Below are 21,345 nucleotides of genomic sequence, written 5' to 3' on the forward strand. Positions count from 1 at the left end.
GTGTCAGTCGAGCTGGTCTGGGCCGACACGCACGACGACCTTGCCGAAGTTCTTGCCGGCGAGCAAGCCGATCAGCGCCTGCGGCGCTTCGGCGAGGTCGGGGACGACGTCCTCGAGCGTCTTCACCTTGCCCTGCGCGACCCATTCGCTCATCTCCTTCAGGAACGGGGCATAGCCGGTCGCATAGTGGTCGAGAATGATGAAGCCCTGCATGCGGATGCGCTTGCGCAGGATCGTCCCCATCAGCGCCGGCACGCGATCGCGGCCGGCCGATACGGCGGTGTCGTCGTATGCCGCGTCGTTGTAATGCGCGATGATGCCGCACACGGGCACACGCGCGTGATCGTTGAGCAGCGGCCATACCGCGTCGAACACGGCGCCGCCGACGTTCTCGAAATAGACGTCGATGCCGTCCGGACAGGCGTCCTTCAGCCGCGCGGCGAATTGCGGATCGCGGTGATCGACGCAGGCGTCGAAGCCGAGCGTGTCCTTGACGTACGCGACCTTCTCCGCGCCGCCCGCGACGCCGACCACCCGGCAACCCTTCAGCTTCGCGATCTGGCCGACCACCGAGCCGACCGCGCCGCTCGCCGCGGCCACGACCACGGTTTCGCCGGCCTTCGGTTCGCCGATGCTCAGCAGCCCCGTGTACGCGGTGAAGCCCGGCATGCCGAGCACGCCGAGCGCATATGACGGATGCGCGAAGTCGCGGCCGAGCGGGATGAGATCGCGGCCGTCGGACAGCGCATAGTCCTGCCAGCCGCTGCCCGCGACGACCAGATCGCCTTCGCGATACGCGGGCAGGTTCGATGCGACGACGCGGCTGACCGTGCCGCCGACCATCACGTCGCCGAGCGCCACCGGCGGCGCATACGACGGCGCGTCGCTCATGCGGCCGCGCATGTACGGATCGAGCGACAACCAGATGGTGCGCAACAGCACCTGGCCGGCGCCGGGCACCGGCACGTCGGCGGTTTCGACACGGAAGTCATTCGCGGTGGGTGCGCCGACCGGGCGCGCGTTTAGGACGATTCTGCGGTTTGCTGTGTTGCTTTGCGGCATGGGAACCTCCGTCAACAGGTTGGCAAGTGCGGGTTGGCAGTTGCGATTGGCACGATCGGTTCGGTGGCCGATGCGGCGACGTCGTCGGCGAAGCCGCGGCCATCGGGATCGAGCAATGAGATTTCGGTTTAGTAGACCAGTCGTCTAGCGTTGGGGCAAAAACAAGGCGCGCCAGTGCGCGCCTGCATCACACCTGCGTCCCCTCGTCCGTGACGGGTGGCAGGTTCAGCATCCGTCGGGTTTCGCGCATCGCGTGTTCGAGCGGCTTGCGGTTGCGGTGGATCTTTTCCAGGAGCGTTGCGCCGAGCCACAGTTCGTAGAGAGTCGCGGCCGTGTGCGCGGGATCGTCGACGCCGTGCAGCGAACCGTCGGCCAATGCTGCGTCGATGCCGCCCGCGATCCGCTCAATGATCTGGCCGGTGCCGCGCCGCAGGACCGCGCGCATCGCCTCCGACAGATCGGACACCTCGGCGCCGAGCTTCACGGCCAGGCATTTGCCTTCAAGATCGTCCGCGCACTGCGTGTGTAGCCAGTTGCCCCAATACGTCATCAGGCGCTGCGCGCCGGTGCCTTCGTGATGCTTGAGCAGGTTGTCGAGATGCGCCAGATAGCCGTCGAAATACGCTTCGAGCAGCGCTTCGCCGAACGCCTCCTTCGAGCCGAAATAATGGTAGAACGAGCCCTTCGGGATGCCCGCCGCGGCGAGAATCTCGTTCAGACCGACCGCCGAAAACCCCTTGTGGAGCATGATCGGCTTCGCGATGTTCAGGATGTGCTGGCGGACTTCCGCGCCCGAAGATGCATTCATGATGGCGTATCTTAGCAACGATTAGACCGGTCGTCTAGCAAGGCCGGACCGGGGATTTCAGCGGGACTTTACCTGAAGCGCGCCGCATTACAACTTCGCTCTTACGAACAAAAATTCTCGAGAAACGATTCCGTCGAACGAGAAAAGCTGCAGAAAATGCGGTCGGCCGCCATGGCTACTTGACGTTCGCTGCCCTCGAATTCACTCGCGAACGGCCTCGGCCTGACGGTCGTCCCGCTTCGTCACCCCCACACGCCGGCCACGCCGACCACCCGACGCCACGACCCGAAACGCCACCGGCGCGAACACCAGCCCGAACACCGTCGCCGCGAGCACGCCTCCAAACGCGCCGGTCCCGATCGAGCGCCGGCTTTCCGCACCCGCGCCGGTCGCCAGCACCAACGGCACGACGCCGAGCAGAAACGCCATCGACGTCATCACGATCGGCCGAAACCGCGCGGCGGCGGCCTCGACCACCGCCTGCCGCAACGGCACGCCGCGCCCGCCCAGTTCGCGCGCAAACTGCACGATCAGAATCGCATTCTTCGCCGACAAGCCGATCACCGTAATCATCCCCACCTTGAAGTAGACGTCGTTCGGCATTCCGCGCGCGAGCGCGGCCGCCACCGCGCCGACGATCCCGAGCGGCACGATCGTCAGCACCGACAGCGGAATCGTCCAGCTTTCATACAACGCGGCAAGCGCCATGAACACCGCGAGCACCGACAACCCGACCAGCAGCGGCGTCTGTCGTTCGGCGATCCGCTCCTGGCGCGCCGCGTCGACCCAGTCGTAGCCGATCCCGGCCGGCAGCATCGCGGCAAGCCGCTCCATCTCGGCCATCGCCGCGCCCGAACTGGTGTGGGCCGCCGCCCGGCCGCTGATGTCGAGCGACGGGTATCCGTCGTAGCGATTCAGCATCACGGGCCCGACCGTCCAGTGCGGCGCGGCGATGGCCGACAGCGGCACCATGTCTCCCGTCCGGTTCGGCACCGTCAGCGCCATCAGCTCCCCGTCGGTCGCGCGCGCGGCCGGATCCGCCTCGATGATCACGCGGCGCATCCGGCCCGATGCCGGAAAGTCGTTGATGTAGTTCGAGCCGAACGTGCCGCCGAGCAGGCCCGCGATGCGCTCGAACGGCACGCCGAGCGCATACGCCTTCGCGCGGTCGACGTCTAGTTCGATTCGCGGCGCATCCGGCAAGTCCTCGAAATGCACGGACGCGAGCGCCGGGTCCGCCTTCGCGCGCGCTGCCAGTTGCTCGCGAGCGGCCTTCAGCACGTCGAGCCCGACCCCGCCACGATCCTCGAGACGGAACGTGAAGCCGTCCGCGTGACCGATGCCGGGCACCGATGGCGGCAGCGTCGCTTCTACGTCGCCGTCGAGAATCTCGCCGAAACGCCGATTGAGACGATCGCGCAGCGTCGTCGCATCGACGTCGCGCTGCGCCCAGTCCTTCAGTTCGACGAACGCCATCCCGACGTTCTGCCCGCTGCCGGCAAAACTCCAGCCGATCACGCTCGTCACGTTCGCGACGGCCGGCTCCGCCCGCAGGAGCGCCTCGACGCGCTGCACGACCGCGACCGTGCGCGCCTGCGTGGCGCCGGCCGGCAACTGGATCATCACCTGCAGTTGCCCCTGGTCCTCGGTCGGCAGGAAACCGCCCGGCATCATCCAGTACAGCAGTCCGCACACGGCCACGAATACGACGTAGATGCCCGCGACCGTGCCCGTGCGGCGCACCGCCGACACGGTCATGCGCCGATAGCCGGCCTCCGCGCGCGCGAATGCGACGCCGAAGCGGTCGGCCAGCCGCGTGCCGAGGCCGCGTCGCGGCACGCGGCGGCCCCCGTCTTCGCGACGGCCGACCGGTTTCAGCAGATTCGCGCACAGCGCCGGCGTGAGCGACAGCGCCATGAACGACGACACGAGCATCGACGCGATCATCGACACCGCGAACTGCCGGTAAATGCCGCCGACGCTGCCCGGAAAGAATGCCATCGGCACGAACACGGCCGTCAGTACCGCCGTCACGCCGACGATCGCCCCGCCAATCCGCTTCATCGCACGGCGCGTCGCCTCGCGCGGCGACACGCCCTCCTCCATCACGCGGTGCACGCTCTCGACCACGACGATCGCGTCGTCGACCAGAATGCCGATCGCCAGCACGAGGCCGAACATCGTGAACACGTTGATCGACAGCCCGAACGCCCACATCGCGACGAACGCACCCATCAGCGTGACCGGAATCACGACGGTCGGCACGAGCGTGTAGCGCAGCTCGCGCAGGAACAGCCACATCACGCAGAACACCAGCACGACGGCCTCGGCGAGCGTGAGCACGACTTCCCGGATGGCGATCGTCACGAAATGCGCGCCGTCGAACGGAATCTCGATCGCGACGCCCGGCGGCAGCGTCTTCGACAGCGCGGCAAGCCGCGCACGAATCGCGTTGGAGGTTTCGAGCGCGTTGCCGCGCGGGCCGAGCTGGATGCCGACGGTGGCCGCCGGACGGCCGTTCAGCCGGGAATAGAACGAATAGTCGTCGCGGCCGATTTCAACGCGGGCGACGTCGGCGACGCGCACCACCGAACCGTCCTGCTTCGACTTCAGCACGATCCGGCCGAACTCCTCCGGCGACGTCAGTTGTCCCTTGACGACGATCGTCGCCGTCAGCTGCTGGCCGTGCACGGACGGCGCATCGCCGATCGCGCCGGCCGTCACCGTCGCGTTCTGTGCGGCGATGGCCGCGATCACGTCGTCGGCGCCGAGGTCGTATTCGCGCAACTTGCCCGGATCGAGCCAGACCCGCAGCGCCTCGTCGGCGTCCCACAGCTGGGCCGAGCCAACGCCCGGCGCGCGCTTCAGCTCGCGCAGCACGTAACGGTTCAGATAGTCGCCGAGCTGCGCCGAGTCGCGCGTGCCGTCGGTCGACGTCAGCGTGACGAGCATCAGGAACGTGTTGGCCGCCTTGAACACGCCGATGCCCTGCTGCACGACCTGCTGCGGCAGCCGCGGCTCGACCTGCTTCAGCCGGTTGTTGACGTCGACGAGCGCGATGTCCGGATCGGTGCCCGGCGCGAACGTCACGTCGATCTCGAGATTGCCGTGACCGTCGCTGCTCGTCTCGTAGTACTGCAGGCCGTCGGCGCCGTCGAGGCTTTCCTCGATGATGCTGCCGACGTCGCCGTCGACCGTCTCGGTCGACGCGCCCGGATAGGTCGCGGTGATGACGACGCGCGGCGGCGCGAGGCGCGGATACTGCGCGATCGGCAATTGCGGAATGGCCAGCACGCCCGCGACGACGATCGCGAGCGCGACGATCCACGCAAATACCGGGCGGTCGATGAAGAACGACGGCATCGCGGTGCGTCAGCGAAGGGCCAGCGGCGCGACTGCGCTTGCCGCCGGGCCGAACGACCGGTGGCAGGCGTCGTCGCGCCGCATCGAACCTGCGTCGCTGCGCGACGCCCGGGCGGCACGGGCGCCCCGCGCCCGACTCACGTCAATCATGTGCATCCCCTTCCCTCCGCTCTGATTCAGGTTCCGGATCCGGTGCGAGCATCGACGACGCGAGCAGCGCCCGCGTATACGGATGGGACGGCGCGTGCAACACGTCGAGCGTATCGCCCTCCTCGACCACGCGTCCGGCCTTCATCACGATGACCCGGTGGGCCATCGCGCGCATCACCGCGAGATCGTGCGTGATGAACAGGTAGCTCAGTGCGTACTTCTTTTGCAGACGCGTCAGCAGATTCAGCACCTGCTTCTGGATCGACACGTCGAGCGCGCTCGTCGGCTCGTCCAGCACCAGCAGCTCGGGCTCCACCGCCAACGCGCGCGCGATCGCGATGCGCTGGCGCTGGCCGCCGGAAAATTCGTGCGGATAGCGCAGCATCGCTTCGGCCGGCAGGCCGACCTCCTGCAGCAGCGCGGCGACCCGCGCGCGCCGCGCGGCGCCGGCCACCGCCGGTTGGTGCACGGCGAGCCCCTCGCCGACGATCTGCTCGACCGTCATGCGCGGCGACAGCGAGCCGAACGGATCCTGGAACACGACCTGCATGCGGCCGTACAGCGTGCGCCGGCCGCGCGTCGTGCGCAGCGACGCCAGCGGCATGCCGTCGATTTCGATGCCGCCCGACGCCGGCCGCTGCAGCCCGAGCACGGCCGCCGCCAGCGTCGATTTCCCCGACCCCGATTCGCCGACGATGCCGAGCGTCTCGCCGCGTTTCAGGCTCAGCTTCACGTCGTGTACGGCCCGAAACGCCGTCTTGCCGAATACCCCGCGCCAGCCCTTCGTCGCGATGCGGTAATCGACGGCGAGCTGCTGCACGTCGAGGATCGTCGGCGCGCCGGCCGCCACCGGCTCGATGGCGCGTTGCGGCGCGCTGTCGAGCAGCCGGCGCGTGTATGCGTGTTGCGGCGCGGCGAACAGCGCGGCGGTCGTGTTCGTCTCGACGAGCACGCCCTGCTCCATCACGGCCACGCGCTGCGCGAAGCGCCGCACGAGGTTCAGGTCATGCGTGATCAGCAGCACGGCCATCCCGCGCGCGGCCGCCTCCTGCTCCTGCAGTTCGATCAACAGGTCGACGATCTGCTGGCGCACCGTCACGTCGAGCGCGGTCGTCGGCTCGTCGGCGAGCAACAGCCGCGGCCGGCACGCGAGCGCCATCGCGATCATCGCGCGTTGCCGCTGGCCGCCCGACAACTGGTGCGGAAAACTGTCGATGCGCCGCTCCGGCTCCGGGATCCCGGTACGCCGCAGCAGCGCGATGCCGCGTTCGCGCGCGTCGCCCGAGCGCAGCCCCTCGTGCAGCCGCAGGCTCTCGGCGATCTGCTTGCCGATCGTATACAGCGGGTTGAGCGCCGTCATCGGCTCCTGGAACACCATCGCGATATCGGCACCGCGGATGCCGCGCATCTGCTGCTCGGTCTTCGCGAGCAGATCCTCGCCGTCGAACAGCATCTGCCCCGACAGCGTCGCCTGCTGCGCGAGCCGCAGGATCGACAGCGCCGTCACGCTCTTGCCCGAGCCCGACTCGCCGACGAGCGCGACACGCTCGCCGCGCCCGACCGCGAGGCTCAGATCCTGCACGGCGGCTTTCGCGCCGAAGTGCGCGGAGAACCGCCGGATGTCCAGCAAGGGCTCGGTCATCGTTGTTCCCCGCCGAAGGCCGAGCCGCGCGCGCGCATGTCGAGCGCGTTGCGCAGCGCGTCGCCCATGAACGTGAGCAGCAGCAGCGTGACGACCAGCGCCGCGAACGCGGAGATCGAGATCCACCACGCGTCGAGGTAGTTCTTGCCTTCCTGCAGCAGCTCGCCGAGGCTCGGCGTCGGCGGCAGCACGCCGAGGCCGAGGAAGTCGAGGCTCGTCAGCGACAGGATCGCCGCGCTCATCCGGAACGGCAGGAACGTGATCACGGGCGTCAGGCTGTTCGGCAGCACGTGCCGCCACATGATCTGCCGGTTCGACAGCCCCATCGTGCGCGCGGCCTTCACGTAGTCGAGCGCGCGGTTGCGCAGGAACTCGGCGCGCACGTAGTCGGACAGCACGAGCCAGCCGAACATCGACAGCAGGATGAACAGCAGCCACAGCGACGGCTCGAAGATCGACGCGAAGATGATCAGCAGGTACAGGTCGGGCAGCGCGCTCCAGACTTCGATCAGGCGCTGCCCGACGAGATCGGTTCGCCCGCCGTAGAAGCCCTGCAGCGCGCCCGTCAGCACGCCGATCGCGACGCCCGACACCGTCAGCGCGAACGCCATCAGCACCGACAGTCGAAATCCGTACAGCAGCCGCGCGAGGACGTCTCGGCCGAACTGGTCGGTGCCGAGCCAGTTGCTCGCGGACGGCGGCGCCGGGTATGGCCGCGACGCGAAATAGTCGATCGTGTCGTAGCGGTAGCGGTTCGGCGGGTAGATCGCGAAATTGCCGTGCGACTCGATCTTGGCCCGGATGTACGGATCGAGATAATTCGTTTTCGCCGGAAAATCGCCGCCGAACTGTGTCTCCGGATAGTCCTTCACGATCGGGAAATAATAGTGGCCGTCGTAGCGCACCACCAACGGCCGGTCGTTCGACAATCCTTCGGCCAGCAGGCTGAGTGCGAACAGCGTGACGAAGATCACGAGGCTCCAGTAGCCGAGCCGCTGCGCGCGAAACCGCAGCCACGTGCGTCGCCATGGCGACGGCGACGCCGCGTCCGCGACGGCGGCCGGATCAGTGGTCCAGCCGGCTGAACTGGATACGGGGGTCGACGAGGACATAGCAGATATCCGCGATAAGCTTGGTCAGCAGACCAATCAGGGTGAACAGGAACAGCGAGCCCAGCACGACCGGATAGTCGCGGCGGATCACCGAGTCGTACGACAGTTGCCCCATCCCGTCGAGCGAGAACAGCGTCTCGATCAGCAGGTTGCCGTTCAGGAAGGCACCGACGAACGCGGCCGGCAGCCCCGTGAGCAGCGGGATCGCGGCATTGCGCAGCACGTGCTTCCACAGCACGTCGCGTTCCGGCGCGCCCTTCGCGCGGGCGGTCAGCACGTATTGCCGGCCGATTTCGTCGAGGAACGTGTTCTTCGTGAGGATCGTGACGATCGCGAAATTGCCGACCACCGACGCGGTGACGGGCATCACGATGTGCCACAGATAGTCGAGGGTCTTGCCGAGCAGCGTCAGGTCGTCGAAGTTGTCCGACGTGAGCCCGCGCATCGGAAACACCTGCCAGAACGTGCCGCCGCCGAACAGCATCAGCAGCAGCACACCGAGCACGAAACCCGGCACGGCGTAGCCGGTCAGCACCAGCACGCTCGTCACGGTGTCGAACCGCGAGCCGTTGCGCACCGCCTTCGCGATGCCGAGCGGCACCGATATCAGGTAGGTGAGGATCACCGTCCACAAGCCGAGCGTGATCGACACCGGCAGCTTCGAGCGGATCACGGCCCACACGCTGCGGTGCGCGAAATAGGACTGCCCGAGGTCGAACGTCGCGTAGCTTTTCAGCATCAGCAGATAGCGCTCGAGCGGCGGCTTGTCGAAACCGAACTGCTTGCGGATCTGCTCGATCTGCTGCGGGTCGACGCCCTGGCTGCCGTGGTAGCCGCCGCCGCCTCCGCCCGCGTCCCCGCCGCGCGCGCTGCCGTGGCGCAACTGCGCGAGCACCTGCTCGACCGGGCCGCCCGGCACGAACTGCGTGACCGCGAACGTGATCGTCACGACCCCGATCAGCGTCGGGATCATCAGCAGCAACCGCCTCAATATGTATGCCAGCATCGTAGCTCCCTTGTCAGGCCGCCGGAGCGGGTTGGGCCGCCGGCCGCTTCACGTACCAGTAGTCGATGATCCAGTCCTCGTACTGATAGGAAGCCGGCACGACCGGCGGATGGCCGAGCGCCGTCTTGTACGCGATCCGCGCGTTCGGCAGGTAGTACTGCGGGACCAGCACATACAGGTTGATCAGCACGCGGTCGAGGGCATGCACGGCCGTCTCGAGATCGTCGAGCGTACTGGCCGTGAGCGCCGCTCGAATCAGTGCGTCGACCGCCTTCGACTTCACGCCCGGATAGTTCTCCGAGCCGGGCTGCGATGCGGCCTCGCTGCCGAACCGGCGTGTCAGCTCCGCACCCGGGATCGTCACGGGCAAGTAGATATAGGTCGTCATGTCGTACTCGAAATTGTCGAGCCGCTTCTGGTAGAGCGCGCTGTCGAGCTCGTGCAGGTACGCATGGATGCCGAGCGTCTCGAGCGCCTGCGTGTACGGCAGGATCAGGCGATCCATGCCGGGCTGGTCGTCGATGATCTCGATCGTCATCGGCGTGCCGTTCGCGTCACGCAGCGCGCCGTCGCGATAGTGCCAGCCGGCCTGCGCGAGCAGGTCGCGGGCTTGCCTGAGGTTCGCGCGCAGCGAGCCGGGCGGCAGCGTCGACGGCTGTTTGATCATCGGGCCGAACACCTCCGCCGGCAGCGTCGACCGGTAAGGTTCGAGCAGCGCGAGCTCCTTCGCGCTCGGCATGCCGGACGCCGCGAACGGGCTCGCCTCCCAGAAGCTGTTGGTGCGGCGATACTGCCCGTAGAACATCATCCGGCTCATCCAGTCGAAGTCGAATGCCAGCGCGAGCGCATGCCGCACGCGCACGTCCCGGAACATCGGCTTGCGCAGGTTCATCATGAAGCCCTGCATCTGCGCGGGGCCGTCCGGGAATTCGCCCTTCTTCAACAGCCCGTTGCGGAAGTTCTTGCCGACGTACTTGCGCGCCCACTGCGTCGAGCTGTATTCCATCCGCGCGTCGACATCGCCGGCCTTGAACGCCTCGAGCGCCGTGTACTGGTCGAGATACAGCTTGAACGACACGCGCGCGAAGCGGAACATCCCGCGCCGCGACGGCAGATTCGCGGCCCAGTAGTGCGGGTTGCGCACGTATGCGATCTGCTTGTCGTTTCTGCGCTGCTCGATCAGGTACGCGCCGCTCGCGATCGGCGGCACGTTCGCGATCTGGTCGAACGGTGGGCGCGTACCGTCGGCGCGCTGCCCCCACTTCGGCGAGAACACCGGCAGGTCGCCTGCGATCAGCGCCGCGTCGCGCTCCGCGTGCTTGAATTCGAAGCGGATCGTGTGGCTGTCGACCACCACCGCGCGCTTGATGATCGAGAACTGCGCGTTGTAGATCGGCGACGCTTGGGGGCTCGCCAGTGTGTCGAGCGAATACTTGACGTCGGCCGCGGTGATCGCGTCGCCGTTCGAGAAGCGTGCGGCCGGATTGATGTGAAACGTGGCCGACAGCCCGTCGGGCGCCACTTCGACGTCGTCGGCGATCAGCGCGTATTCGGACGCCAACTCGTCCCAGCTGCGCTGCATCAGCGTGTCGAACATCAGGTTCTTGATGTCCGGCGCGGGCGAGCCGCGGGTCAGGAAGGGGTTCAGCGAGTCGTAGCTCTGGGCCGTATCGTAGTTCTCGAAGTTGAGCGTGCCGTCATTCGGCGCGTCGGGATCCGCATAATCGAAATGCGTAAAGTTGGCCGAGTACTTGGGCTGATCGTATTGAGAGATCGCGTTGGCGGCCTCGGCGGCCGAAGGCGCGAAAGCGTTCAGCGTCGACGCCACGCACACGGCAGCTGCGATGCGAGCGATTCGCCCGCGTTGCCGGCCGGCCCGCAGCGCAAAGCGAACCGATTGCGGCGCGTGCGGCAAACGCAACGTTACAAGTCTCATCTTCTGCTTGTCCTGGGATGCGCCGGTTGGCTGCCGGCACGGATTCAGTATGGTTGTCGCAACGGCTCGACGCCGCCGGATCGCACATAACGGCGTCAGGCCGGAAAGGGCCGCTCCCGGCCGGTAAAGGGAAGCGGAGCGGCCCATCGCGTGCCATTCAAACCGATTGCAGCATCAGAACTTGTAGGTCGCGCCGATCTGCGCGAATCGACCGACATACGTGTACAGCGACGTGTCATAGCCCGTCTGGTAGCTCGCGTTCATAAAGACCGGATCGAACGGCGGCGCACGATTGAAGATGTTGTCGATGCCGGCGTAGATCGTCCAATGCTTGAAGCCGGTGTAGCTGACCATCAGGTTGAACTGACTGTACGAAGCCACGCTGTCCTGCATGTTCGGATACTGGCCCGGCGACAGGATGGCCTGGCTGTACGGTCCCGTGAACATCCACGTCAACGTCGCATTCCATTGGTTGTGGTAGTTCCAGTTCAGACTCGTATTGCCCTTCCAGCGCGGGAAGCTGCCGCCGAACGGCTCGTTCAGCGAACCGTTGTTGCCCGCGAAGTCGGTCGTCTCGCCGCCCACCGGCATCTTGAAGTGCCATACGTAGGCCCAGTCACCCGACAGCGTGAACGTACCGATCTTGGTCGACACCGATTGGCGGAAGGTCGTCTCGAAGCCGTCGGTGTCGAGCGACGACAGATTCATATACGGCAGCACCACATACGCGATGGAGCCGTTCGGGTTACGGATCACCTTCGACGGATCGTTCTGGTCGACCACCGTCTGGATGTCTTCCGTGCCGATCACGTTGTCGATGTGGATCTTGTACCAGTCGAAGCCGAAATCGGTATTGCGGGTGGGCGACAGCTGGAAGCCGATGTTGTAGTTCTTGGTGCGCTCCGGTTGCAGCTTGCTGTTACCGGCCTGCACTTCCTCGACGAGGTTGTATGCGTTCGGGTTGTTGGGATCGTTCGAATCGACCGCGCCCTGCGCGCCGTAGGTCCTCGACGAAGTGTTTTCGATCAGCGTCGGTGCGCGGAAGCCGCGGTTGTAGGAACCGTACACCGTCAGCTCGCGGATCGGCTGGAAGCGCAACGCGAAGCGCGGCGAGAATGCGCCACCGAAGTCGCTGTAGTGGTCGTAGCGACCCGACTGGCTGAACGTCAGGTTCTTCAGGATGGGAATGTCGATCTGGTAGTAGACCGCCGCGACGTTGCGCTCGCCGTTGACCGATTGCAGCGACGGCTGGACGAGCGTGCCGTTCGCGTAGTCCGCGCCTGTACCGATGTACTGGCTCTGGTGCGTGAATTGCGTACCGAGACCGAGGCCGACGTTACCCGTGGGCAACGTGAACAAGTTCGGCGTCGACAGCGTCGCATCGACAGCGTCGAGCTTCGTGATGGCCTGCGTCGACGTGCTTCCATAAAGGCCGTTCAACCCGTTCGGTGTCGACGACGGATTGGCGAAGTTGAACACGCCGTTCTGGACGATGTTCTCCAGCGCGGCCGCGTTGATCAGGTTCGAATAGTTGTTCGACACCGTGTTCTGCGAATGCGTGTAGGACGCGGTCCAATCCCAGTCGCCCACGCGCGGCGTGCTGAACGAGCCTTTCACACCCGTCGCGGCACGCCAGAAGTTCGAGCTCGTGTGCACGGACTGCGTGGCCGGGAACGAGTAGACCAGCTTGGCCGGCACGCCGAACGGGTTATACGGGTTGCTGCCCGGCACGAGGTTCGAAACCGGGTTGAGACCGCCCGTCGCCGGATCGTAGGTCTGCGTGCTGTTGCCGAGGCGGCCGACGAAATTGTTCGTGACCGTCGTATTGTTGCTTTCCCAGAGATCGGCGAACGCCTGCATCGCGTCGCTGATCTTGAAGTCGGCGTGCACCTTCGCGCTCAGGCGTTCGGTCCACGGCGACAGCGACGATGCGTACGCGGTGTTGTTTGCGCAGACCGTGCCCGGACCGTTGACCTGCGCGACGGAGGTGCCCGGCACGGCCTGGCCTCCGTTCGGACACGGGCTCAGCGGCACCTTCGCGCCGGTGGTCGGATTACGCCAGTACGACACGTTCTGGTTCGACAGGCCGCCCGGGAAATTGGAGAAGTCCTGGTTCTGCGTCGTGTCGCGATCGGCGATCGAGATGCCGTTCGACTTGTAGTAGCTGAGCGCCGCCGTCACGTTGAAGCGGTCGGCGTTCAGGTCGCCGATGCCGCCGAGGACGCTGAACTGCGTCGTGCCCTGGCCGCCTTCACCGTTTGTCGCACCACCGTAGCTGCCGCCCAGTTCAAGACCCTGAAAGTTTTTCTTCGTGATGATGTTCACCACGCCCGCGATTGCGTCCGAACCATACTGGGACACCGCGCCGGTCTTGACGATTTCGATGCGGTCGATGATGTTGAGCGGCAGCGTATTCAGGTCGAAGAACTGATCGCTGCCGTTCACGGCGAACGCATACGGCGACACCCGCATGCCGTCGATCAGCACCAGCGTGTATTTCTCGCTGAGGCCGCGCAGCGCGATACCTGCGCCGCCCGGCGCGAAGCTGTTCGTCGAACCTTCGCTCCAGCTGCTTGCCGAATTCGCCGAGGTGCTGCGCAGGTAATCAGCGACGTTGGTCTGACCGCTGTTCTGGATGTCCTTGCTCGTGATGGTCTGCACCTGGTTGAAGCCGACCTTGTCGGCCTGCCGGATCAGCGAACCCGTCACTTCGAATCGCTTGATCTGCGCGACCTTGCCTTGTCCGTTCGCGCCGGGCGCGGCAGGCGTCGCCTCGGCTGCCGCGCTCGATGCCGCGGCCCCCGTGGCAGCGACAGCGCCCGCCGTGCCGTTCGCCTGCGAAACGGTCACGGGTGCGCCGTTCGCGACCGCATCCGCGATCGATGCGGCTCCCGGCGCCGGCTGGCTCTGGGCGAACGCCGGCGGCACCAGCACGGCCGTCAACGCCAGCTCCGCCCAGACTATCCTCTTGATGGCCAACGCCAAAACTTTCTGCTTCATCTTGTTCCCTCTCGCTCGTAGTAAGACCCCACCTGCTGCACGCCGGAACTTTGTGAGTTCCTTGCGCGTCCTGGGCGCCCGTGTAACGGACCCCGCCATAGCCACCCTTTCGACTGCCACGACTCGAACGGATCGGCCTCGGGCACCCGTGCCACTCGGCATCACCGTCTCTTAACGTTTTTATTCGCAATACTTACTACATGTAATGAGCGCACTTCCTGCAATTTCCAATTCGATGGACGACGGGCAGTGAAGACGTCTGCCGGCCGTACTGCGTACTGCGTGCTGCCTTCCATCGATTGGATACTTCTTCTGCGTCGCGGCGTGCGGCGCCTGCCGCCTCCGCTAGAACAGCCTCGGCGTGCCAACCCAGACAATCACCGCCTCTTCGTCGGCCGTGTTGTGCCACGCATGCGGCACCGTCGATTCGTAATGCGCGGTATCGCCCGCGTTCAGCGTGAACGTGCAATCTTCGAGCGTCAGCGCGACCTGCCCGCGCATCACATAGACGAATTCCTCGCCCGCATGGGTCGTTATCTCGGACGGCGACTGCCCCGCCGGCATCCTGACGAGAATCGCGTCGAGCTTGCGGCCATCCACCGGGTTCGTCAGCTTGGCGAACAGGTTGGCCGAGTTCGTGAACTGGAAATACTGCAGCGCGTGCGCACGGCACACCGAACGCGCTTCTGTCGGCGTGTCGATGAAGTACTGCATCGTGACGCCCAGCGCTTGCGCGATCCGGACCAGCGACGTGATCGACGGCGTCGCGCGCCCGCGTTCGACCTGAGACAGGAACGGCTTCGAAATGCCTGCGATCCCGGCCGTCTCGTCGAGCGTGAGCTTCAGACGCTGGCGCAGCGCCCGGATCTTGTTGCCTAGCGATACGGCGACCAGAACCGACTGATCAGCGGACACAGTCATGGAAGTGCGGGGCCTCGCAGTCGAAACTGGTTTGATGTCGTCGATCCTTGACCGATGCGATGACGCGACCGGCTCGGCGGGATACCCGGCCGCGCGCTGCCGCGGGCAGCCGGCGCGCGGTGCGGCGTGGCGCCGTCGTCGCCCGCCCGCGGATGTTTCGCAAATTTGATTCGCCTTGCTAATCAACAAGATCGCCCCTTTCCATCTTCATGTCCGACCTTCGACGGCTTGTCCTTCTGCCGCGCTACGCTGCTCGTCGATCGCGTGCGTGTCGCACGCCGTCGTGCCCTTACGGCGCGCTACCGGGATGCCACCGCGATCCACAGCTTCGCCAGATCCGCCGAGCCGTCGTTACCCTTCACCGTGCGCAGCACCTGGACCGCATGCGCCTTCTGGCCCGCAACGTAGTACGCCTCGCCGAGCCGCAGCCGCGCCGCATCGGGATGCTCGAGCCCGCCCTTCGCGATCACCTGCTCCATCGTCGACAGCCCCTGCGCCGCGTGGCCCGCAAACACCAGATTCATGCCGACATCGAGCGGCGCCACCGGATTGGCTGCGTCCGCACCCGCTTGCGTACGCTTGGCAGCCAGCGCCTGCAGCCGCTTCTCGCGGTCCGCCTGCCCATCCTTGCCGAGCACGCCGGACGCGAATCCCTGGTCGATCACCTGCCTGCCTTCAGCTGGCGTTCCTGCCACCAGCGCGAGCTGCGTCATCTCCATGTAGGCGTCGGCCGTCGTCAGCGTGCCCGTCGCTCTGCGCAATCGGTAGATGTCGAGGTCGAGCGACGACAGGTAGCCGGGGCTGCCGCGAATGGCCGAGATCATGTCCGCCCAGTACGCGGGGCTCGGATGATAAGCGACCAGCATGCCGAGCGCGCTGCGATAGGCACCGGCATCCTTGCTCTTTTGCGCACAGGTCGCCAGCATCTGCAACTGCCCTTCGTCGGGCGCATGGCCGGCCTTCGCCTGTGCCTCCGTGCTGGCCTTCAACTGGCTCACGACCTGACTGCAATCGTTCGACAGGTAATACGACTGTGTGAGCAGCGTGCGCATGTCCGGATCCGTTCCGCCCGCCTTCAGGTAGCGCTGCGCGACGCGGATCGCCTGCGGATAGTTCTTCTGCTGGAAGTAGATCCCGGCGAGCACCGCCGTGGTCCGCTGCTCGTCCGCGCCCGACAGGCGCCCCGAGTTCAGGACGGTTTCGTAGGCCTGCGCGGCCACGCCGGTATCGCCGGCCGCCATCGCCGCCGCGCCGCGCGTCGCTTCCACCATGTAGGTTTCATACGGCGTGCGATTCGGCACGGCGGCCGCCTGCGCGATCTTGCCGAGCGCGTCGCGATACTTGTGCGCGCGATACAGGTCCTGCGCCGCCGCCAGCGGCTTCGCCACATCGGGCCGCAACGCGTCGGCCGCCCACGCCGGCCGGCCGAGCACGCAGGCCGCCCCGAGCGCCGTCAGCGCCATCATCCGTTTCCATCGTCGCTGGTTCATCGGTCGGCCTGTTCCGTCATTGCATGAACTGCTCGTTTCCGATCAAGCCGATCTTCGTCGCGCCCACACGCTGCGCGGACGCCAGTACGGCCGCCACGTCCTTGTACGGCGCCAGCTTGTTCGCCCGCAGATGGATCTCCGCCTGCACGGGCTCGTGCGCGACCGCCGTCAGCTTCGCCTCGAGTGCCGCGCGATCCGGCACCGGCGCGCCGTTCCACGTCGTCGTGCCGTCGAAGTCGATGTCGATCTGCACGACCTCCGGCGGCGTAGCGGGCGGCGGCGGGTTGCCCACCGGCAGATCCATCTTCACCGAATGCATCTGAATCGGGATCGTGATGATCAGCATGATCAACAGCACCAGCATCACGTCGATCAGCGGCGTGGTGTTGATGTCGACCATCACGTCCGGCTCGCTGCCGCCCCCGCCCGAAGGCACGTTCATTCCCATCGTCTGCTCCTGTCGATGCTCGCTCCGATCCCATGCGTCGCCGTCAATCGGAATCGGCGCGCATGCTGTTCCCCCGCAAGGCTAACCACCCCGCGCCGGCGGTTCCGTAATGAACGACACCTTCGCGATACCGGCCCGCTCGCACATCGTGACGACCCGGCCGATGAACTCGTAGCGCGTGTTCTGGTCGCCCCGCACGTGCACGCTCGGCTGCGGTTGCTGCTGAGACGCCCCCTTCAGCTTCGCGAGCAACGTCGACGCATCCACCAGTTGCTCGCCCCAGAAGAAATCGCCGTCGCGGTTCACCGCGATCTCGACACTTTTCGGCGTCGTCTGCAGCGGCTGCACGACCTCCTTCGGCAACTGCAGCTGGATCGTGTGCGTGACGACCGGAATCGTGATCAGGAAGATGATCAGCAGCACCAGCATCACGTCGACGAGCGGCGTCGTGTTGATGTTCGCGATCACCTCGTCGCTTTCGTCCTGCCCGACGTTCATGCCCATCGCGCGCCTCCGTCAGCCGGTCAGTTCACGAGCGACGCGGCACGCGACGGCGCGCGAGCGGCACGCTTGCCGCCGGCCAGCAGCACGGTATGCAGCTGGGCGCCGAAGTTGCGGACCCGCTCCATCACCGACTTGTTGCGCCGGACGAGGAAGTTGTAGCCGAGTACGGCAGGCACCGCGACTGCCAGGCCGATCGCCGTCATGATCAGCGCCTCGCCCACGGGGCCCGCGACCTTGTCGATCGACGCCTGGCCCGCGATCCCGATCGCCGTCAGCGCGTGATAGATGCCCCAGACAGTCCCGAACAGCCCGACGAACGGCGCGGTCGAACCGACCGTCGCCAGGAACGCGAGCCCGTCCTGCATGCGGTTCGACACGTTCGTGATCGACCGCTCGACGGACACGTCGATCCACGTGTTGCGGTCCACGGCTTCGAGCAATGCCTCCTCGTGATGCTCGCCCGCCTCGATCGCCGTTTCGGCGATGAAGCGGAACGGCGATGCCTCGTCGAGCAGCTTCGCGCCCTCCGCCAGCGAAGGCGCGCTCCAGAGTTGCGCGTCGGCGAGCTTCGCGCGGCGGTTCGCCCGCAACTGCTCGACGAACTTCGTGATCATGATGTACCAGCTGCCCATCGACATGATCACGAGCAGGATCAGCACGAAGCGCGCGACGAAGTCGCCGTTCTTCCATAGCGCGCCGAGCCCGTACGGATTCTCGACTGCTTCGGTGGCGGCAGGCGCCGGCGGCGGTGCCGGCTCGGCGGCGGAAGGCGCCTGCGCAGGCGCCGCGGCCTGTGTCGACGCATCGGATGCCGCCGCGGATCCGGTCGCTTGCGCGTAAGCGAATTGCGGTGCAACGAGCCCGTCGATCGCGGCGACGGACATCAACAGGCTTGCCGCCAGCGCGGCCAGAGAACGCTTGGTCATAACCCACTCCGATTCTTTCGTATAACTTATGATTAAATTTCAGGCCGGTTTTCTCCGGTCCGGCTCCCGCCGGACCGCCCACTGCATCAATTCAGGTTGAACGAGAACGGCACCTGCACCCGTACTGCCTGGCCTTGCGCCACGCATTTGAACCGCTTCACGGTGTTGTAGGCGGCACGATCGAGCACGGGGTCGGCCGACTGGGCCACGCGTTCGTTCGTGATGTTCCCTTCCGCATCCACGACGAACTCGATCGTCACGTCACCGGTGATGTTGTTTTCCTGCGCTTCCTTCGGGTACTGCATCGATGCGCGGATCGTGTCCGAATTCGGGCAGACGACGCCCACTTCGTGACTGACCGGCTTGGCAGGTGCGGGCGGTGCGATGACGGGCGCTTGCACGGCCGGCGCGGACTGCACTGGTGCCGACTGATGCGTGATCGTCGCCTGCGGCGGCGCTTGCACCGGCACTTCAGGCGGCGGCACGAACGGCGGCGGCGGGGGCGCGAACTTCGGCGGCGGAAGCTTGACGACCGGCATCGGCGGGGGCGGCGGCGGTTTCACCGGCTCGATGATGCGGGTTTCGATTGGATGCTGGATCACCTGCACGACTTTCGTCGCGAGGCCGTTGAGCAATGCGTAGATCAGCACTGCGTGCAACAGGAGAACGACTGCGATGCCGCCGAAACGGCGCACCGGATTCTGCTGCTTCTTGCCGAATTCCCGCGGACGCCCGAGCGTGGCAAGCCCGCTGTTCGAAGCAATCAGATGCTTTTCGACTTTCATGCCCACTATCCATCCCCCAAGCGAATCGCCCAGTTTCACGATGATGGCCGGCCCCGGAACCGGGTCGGTTCCGTCGCCGCCTCAACGCGAAATCTAATTTTTAATGCAATTTGCAATCCGAATCGAAAGCATCGATTTCGGATCCGAATTCATTCAATTTCAAGGAATCGTTTCAACCGCCACGGGATAGCCGCCTTATCCGGCATCCACCCCGCACCAGCGTTCAGGCAATTGTCAGCTGCGTCGACACAGGCACGTTCGCGCATGACGATCGGACCGTCGCTACACCCCGATGGCAGCGTGGCCGTGCGTCTTGGGTGCAGACGATAGCAAGGAAAAAATCTGGCCGTCAAACTTTTTTTGATGCCCGAATACAAAGTTTGGAGGACTTGCTCGAATAACGAGTCAGGAGGCTTCACGAAACATTTTTTATTGATTCTGTAATTAATTTGTATGGTTATCGCACTCATTCGGTGCTTATGGCCAATAATCGCCAATTTAGTGCGATGCACCGAATCGACGCGGATTTAATGAAGCGTTATCGGATACGTCTCATTGTCTCCTGCATGGATGGAAGCCTATCGACCGTTGTTATGCGGGGCTACGGATTTTCAAAACAATACTCGGACGAATCCAATTAACTTATTCGTAATCGACTACAAATCAAAATAGTGACATTCAAGATGACTATCAAATATGCACGATGATCTGCATGCCGAATCTATTTTCTGATTCCGGGCACGACTGCGTCTACGAGAACTCGTTGGCCGACTGTCTGCGCGTACGGGCGTCTCTTACTTCATGGAGCGATGTGAACGCTCCATCAACGCGCATTCGGCGTCGCTGCTCACGTCCCAATCCTGGAACAAGCGATTACGGACAAATCCGGCGGGGGAAGCACCAAGCGGTGCTCGAGGCGATGCCGCAGAGACCGGACCGCCAGTTCGGTGCCATGACGACGATGCACAGTCGAACACGGGTTCGGCGCACGCAAACACCCGATGGGTGCGATTCACTTCCACACACTCAGGCGTTGCCGCGGCGCGACAGAAATGTGCATGCACGTACGGGCATACACGTCCCCAAGCGCGTCATCAGGATCGTGAGGTTGAGCGAGGCGATGTGAGCAATCGGATACCCGCTCGACCGTGCCGAGCGCAACGGGGATCATGCGACCATGATCGCGAGCTCATCCGCATACGCATTCAACCGATCCCCTACCTGCACCTTCAGGACATCGATGAACCGTTTGATTTTCGCGTCGACGAATTGACGGGACGAGTACACCGCATATACGTTGCGCTGCGCGGTGTGAAATTCCGGCAGGACGCGAACGAGCGATCCTTTGCGCAGATCGTCGATTGCCGAGAAGGCAGCGATCAATCCAATTCCCGCGCCCTCCCGCAGTACCGTGGACATCGCATCCATGTCATTCACACTGAAGTGCGATCCCGTTGGACGATACACCGCCTCGCCTGCTCTGCCTTGCAGATGCCATTCGTCCGGCGCGTAATCGACCGTGCTCAGAAGCACACATGTGTGACCGACGAGGTCTTCCACACACTCGGGAGCCGGATGCCGTGCCAGATAGTCGGGCGACGCCGCGAGAATGCAATGACTGGTTCCGATCTTCTGGCTCACGTACGCCGAGTCGGGCAGCGTGCGCGCGATCACGATCGCCACGTCGAGTTGCTCTTCGAGCAGATTCGGCATCCGCTGCGACAGCATGAGATCGACCGATACTTCCGGATATGCGCTCCGATAGGCAAGCACGGCTTGCGAAACGAGTTGGCGCCCCAATCCCGGCACCGCATGCACGCGTAATAGACCACGCGGCTCCAGCAGCGCATCGCGTGCTTCCGCTTCCGCCCGTTCGATGTCCGAGAGGATCGCAACACTGCGTTCGTAAAAACGTCGCCCCGCGTCGGTAACGACGAGCCGTCGCGTCGAGCGCTGTAGCAACCGCGTGTTGAGATTGTCTTCGAGGACAGATACCGCTCGAGAAATGTTGCCGACCGTCGTATCGAGGTGGTTTGCGACAGCCGTGAAACTGCCCATCTCGACCACTTTCACAAACACCGACATGGTGTGCACCTTGTCCATTAGTCACCCTCGCTTTGAATTTTTCGTCGAATCGCTGCGTTTCGGCCCGCGCGAGTCTGTGATCATAGGTTCCGCACCTGTTTCGTGCA

Annotated in this window: 15 protein-coding genes; all 15 read right to left on the reverse strand. The window is 65.1% G+C overall.

Features of this window, described 5'->3' with window-relative positions; translation table 11 throughout:
- Positions 1 to 3: 3 nt before the first annotated feature.
- The gene (locus tag AK36_RS04895; protein ID WP_045578001.1) at positions 4 to 1,062 is read right to left on the reverse strand and encodes an NADP-dependent oxidoreductase; all 1,059 of its coding nucleotides are present in this window, start codon (positions 1,060 to 1,062) and stop codon (positions 4 to 6) included.
- 187 nt (positions 1,063 to 1,249) lie between these two features.
- Positions 1,250 to 1,870, reverse strand: a complete 621-nt coding sequence (locus tag AK36_RS04900) for a TetR/AcrR family transcriptional regulator (protein WP_011882242.1) — start codon at positions 1,868 to 1,870, stop codon at positions 1,250 to 1,252.
- A gap of 201 nt (positions 1,871 to 2,071) precedes the next feature.
- Positions 2,072 to 5,233, reverse strand: coding sequence for a multidrug efflux RND transporter permease subunit (locus AK36_RS04905; protein WP_045578002.1), 3,162 nt, complete (start codon positions 5,231 to 5,233; stop codon positions 2,072 to 2,074).
- 142 nt (positions 5,234 to 5,375) lie between these two features.
- Positions 5,376 to 7,025 (reverse strand): ABC transporter ATP-binding protein, encoded by a 1,650-nt coding sequence (locus tag AK36_RS04910; protein ID WP_045578003.1) that lies wholly within the window; start codon positions 7,023 to 7,025, stop codon positions 5,376 to 5,378.
- Positions 7,022 to 8,137, reverse strand: coding sequence for an ABC transporter permease (locus tag AK36_RS04915; protein WP_045578004.1), 1,116 nt, complete (start codon positions 8,135 to 8,137; stop codon positions 7,022 to 7,024). The genes AK36_RS04910 and AK36_RS04915 overlap by 4 nt, the downstream gene beginning before the upstream one ends.
- Positions 8,091 to 9,143 (reverse strand): microcin C ABC transporter permease YejB, encoded by a 1,053-nt coding sequence (locus AK36_RS04920; protein WP_011882238.1) that lies wholly within the window; start codon positions 9,141 to 9,143, stop codon positions 8,091 to 8,093. Before AK36_RS04920 ends, AK36_RS04915 begins: the two co-directional genes overlap by 47 nt.
- A gap of 13 nt (positions 9,144 to 9,156) precedes the next feature.
- Positions 9,157 to 11,079 carry an extracellular solute-binding protein gene (locus tag AK36_RS04925; protein WP_014724879.1) on the reverse strand — a complete coding sequence of 641 codons (1,923 nt, stop codon included), beginning with the start codon at positions 11,077 to 11,079 and terminating at the stop codon, positions 9,157 to 9,159.
- A 174-nt stretch (positions 11,080 to 11,253) separates the two neighbouring features.
- The gene (locus AK36_RS04930) at positions 11,254 to 14,079 is read right to left on the reverse strand and encodes a TonB-dependent receptor (RefSeq protein ID WP_045578005.1); all 2,826 of its coding nucleotides are present in this window, start codon (positions 14,077 to 14,079) and stop codon (positions 11,254 to 11,256) included.
- Between the two features lie 345 nt (positions 14,080 to 14,424).
- The gene (locus AK36_RS04935; protein WP_011882235.1) at positions 14,425 to 15,000 is read right to left on the reverse strand and encodes a helix-turn-helix domain-containing protein; all 576 of its coding nucleotides are present in this window, start codon (positions 14,998 to 15,000) and stop codon (positions 14,425 to 14,427) included.
- Positions 15,001 to 15,299: 299 nt separating this feature from the next.
- Complete coding sequence (locus AK36_RS04940; protein WP_045578006.1) at positions 15,300 to 16,490, reverse strand: tetratricopeptide repeat protein; 1,191 nt, start codon at positions 16,488 to 16,490, stop codon at positions 15,300 to 15,302.
- 16 nt (positions 16,491 to 16,506) lie between these two features.
- Complete coding sequence (locus AK36_RS04945; protein WP_045578007.1) at positions 16,507 to 16,938, reverse strand: ExbD/TolR family protein; 432 nt, start codon at positions 16,936 to 16,938, stop codon at positions 16,507 to 16,509.
- An 81-nt stretch (positions 16,939 to 17,019) separates the two neighbouring features.
- Complete coding sequence (locus AK36_RS04950; protein ID WP_045578008.1) at positions 17,020 to 17,442, reverse strand: ExbD/TolR family protein; 423 nt, start codon at positions 17,440 to 17,442, stop codon at positions 17,020 to 17,022.
- A gap of 20 nt (positions 17,443 to 17,462) precedes the next feature.
- Complete coding sequence (locus AK36_RS04955; protein WP_045578009.1) at positions 17,463 to 18,368, reverse strand: MotA/TolQ/ExbB proton channel family protein; 906 nt, start codon at positions 18,366 to 18,368, stop codon at positions 17,463 to 17,465.
- An 86-nt stretch (positions 18,369 to 18,454) separates the two neighbouring features.
- A complete protein-coding gene (locus tag AK36_RS04960; RefSeq protein WP_011882230.1) occupies positions 18,455 to 19,153 on the reverse strand; it encodes an energy transducer TonB in 699 nt (232 codons plus the stop codon).
- 1,167 nt (positions 19,154 to 20,320) lie between these two features.
- A complete protein-coding gene (locus tag AK36_RS04965; protein ID WP_011882227.1) occupies positions 20,321 to 21,256 on the reverse strand; it encodes a LysR family transcriptional regulator in 936 nt (311 codons plus the stop codon).
- Positions 21,257 to 21,345: the final 89 nt, after the last annotated feature.

The sequence above is a fragment of the Burkholderia vietnamiensis LMG 10929 genome, from assembly GCF_000959445.1.
GTDB lineage: Bacteria > Pseudomonadota > Gammaproteobacteria > Burkholderiales > Burkholderiaceae > Burkholderia > Burkholderia vietnamiensis.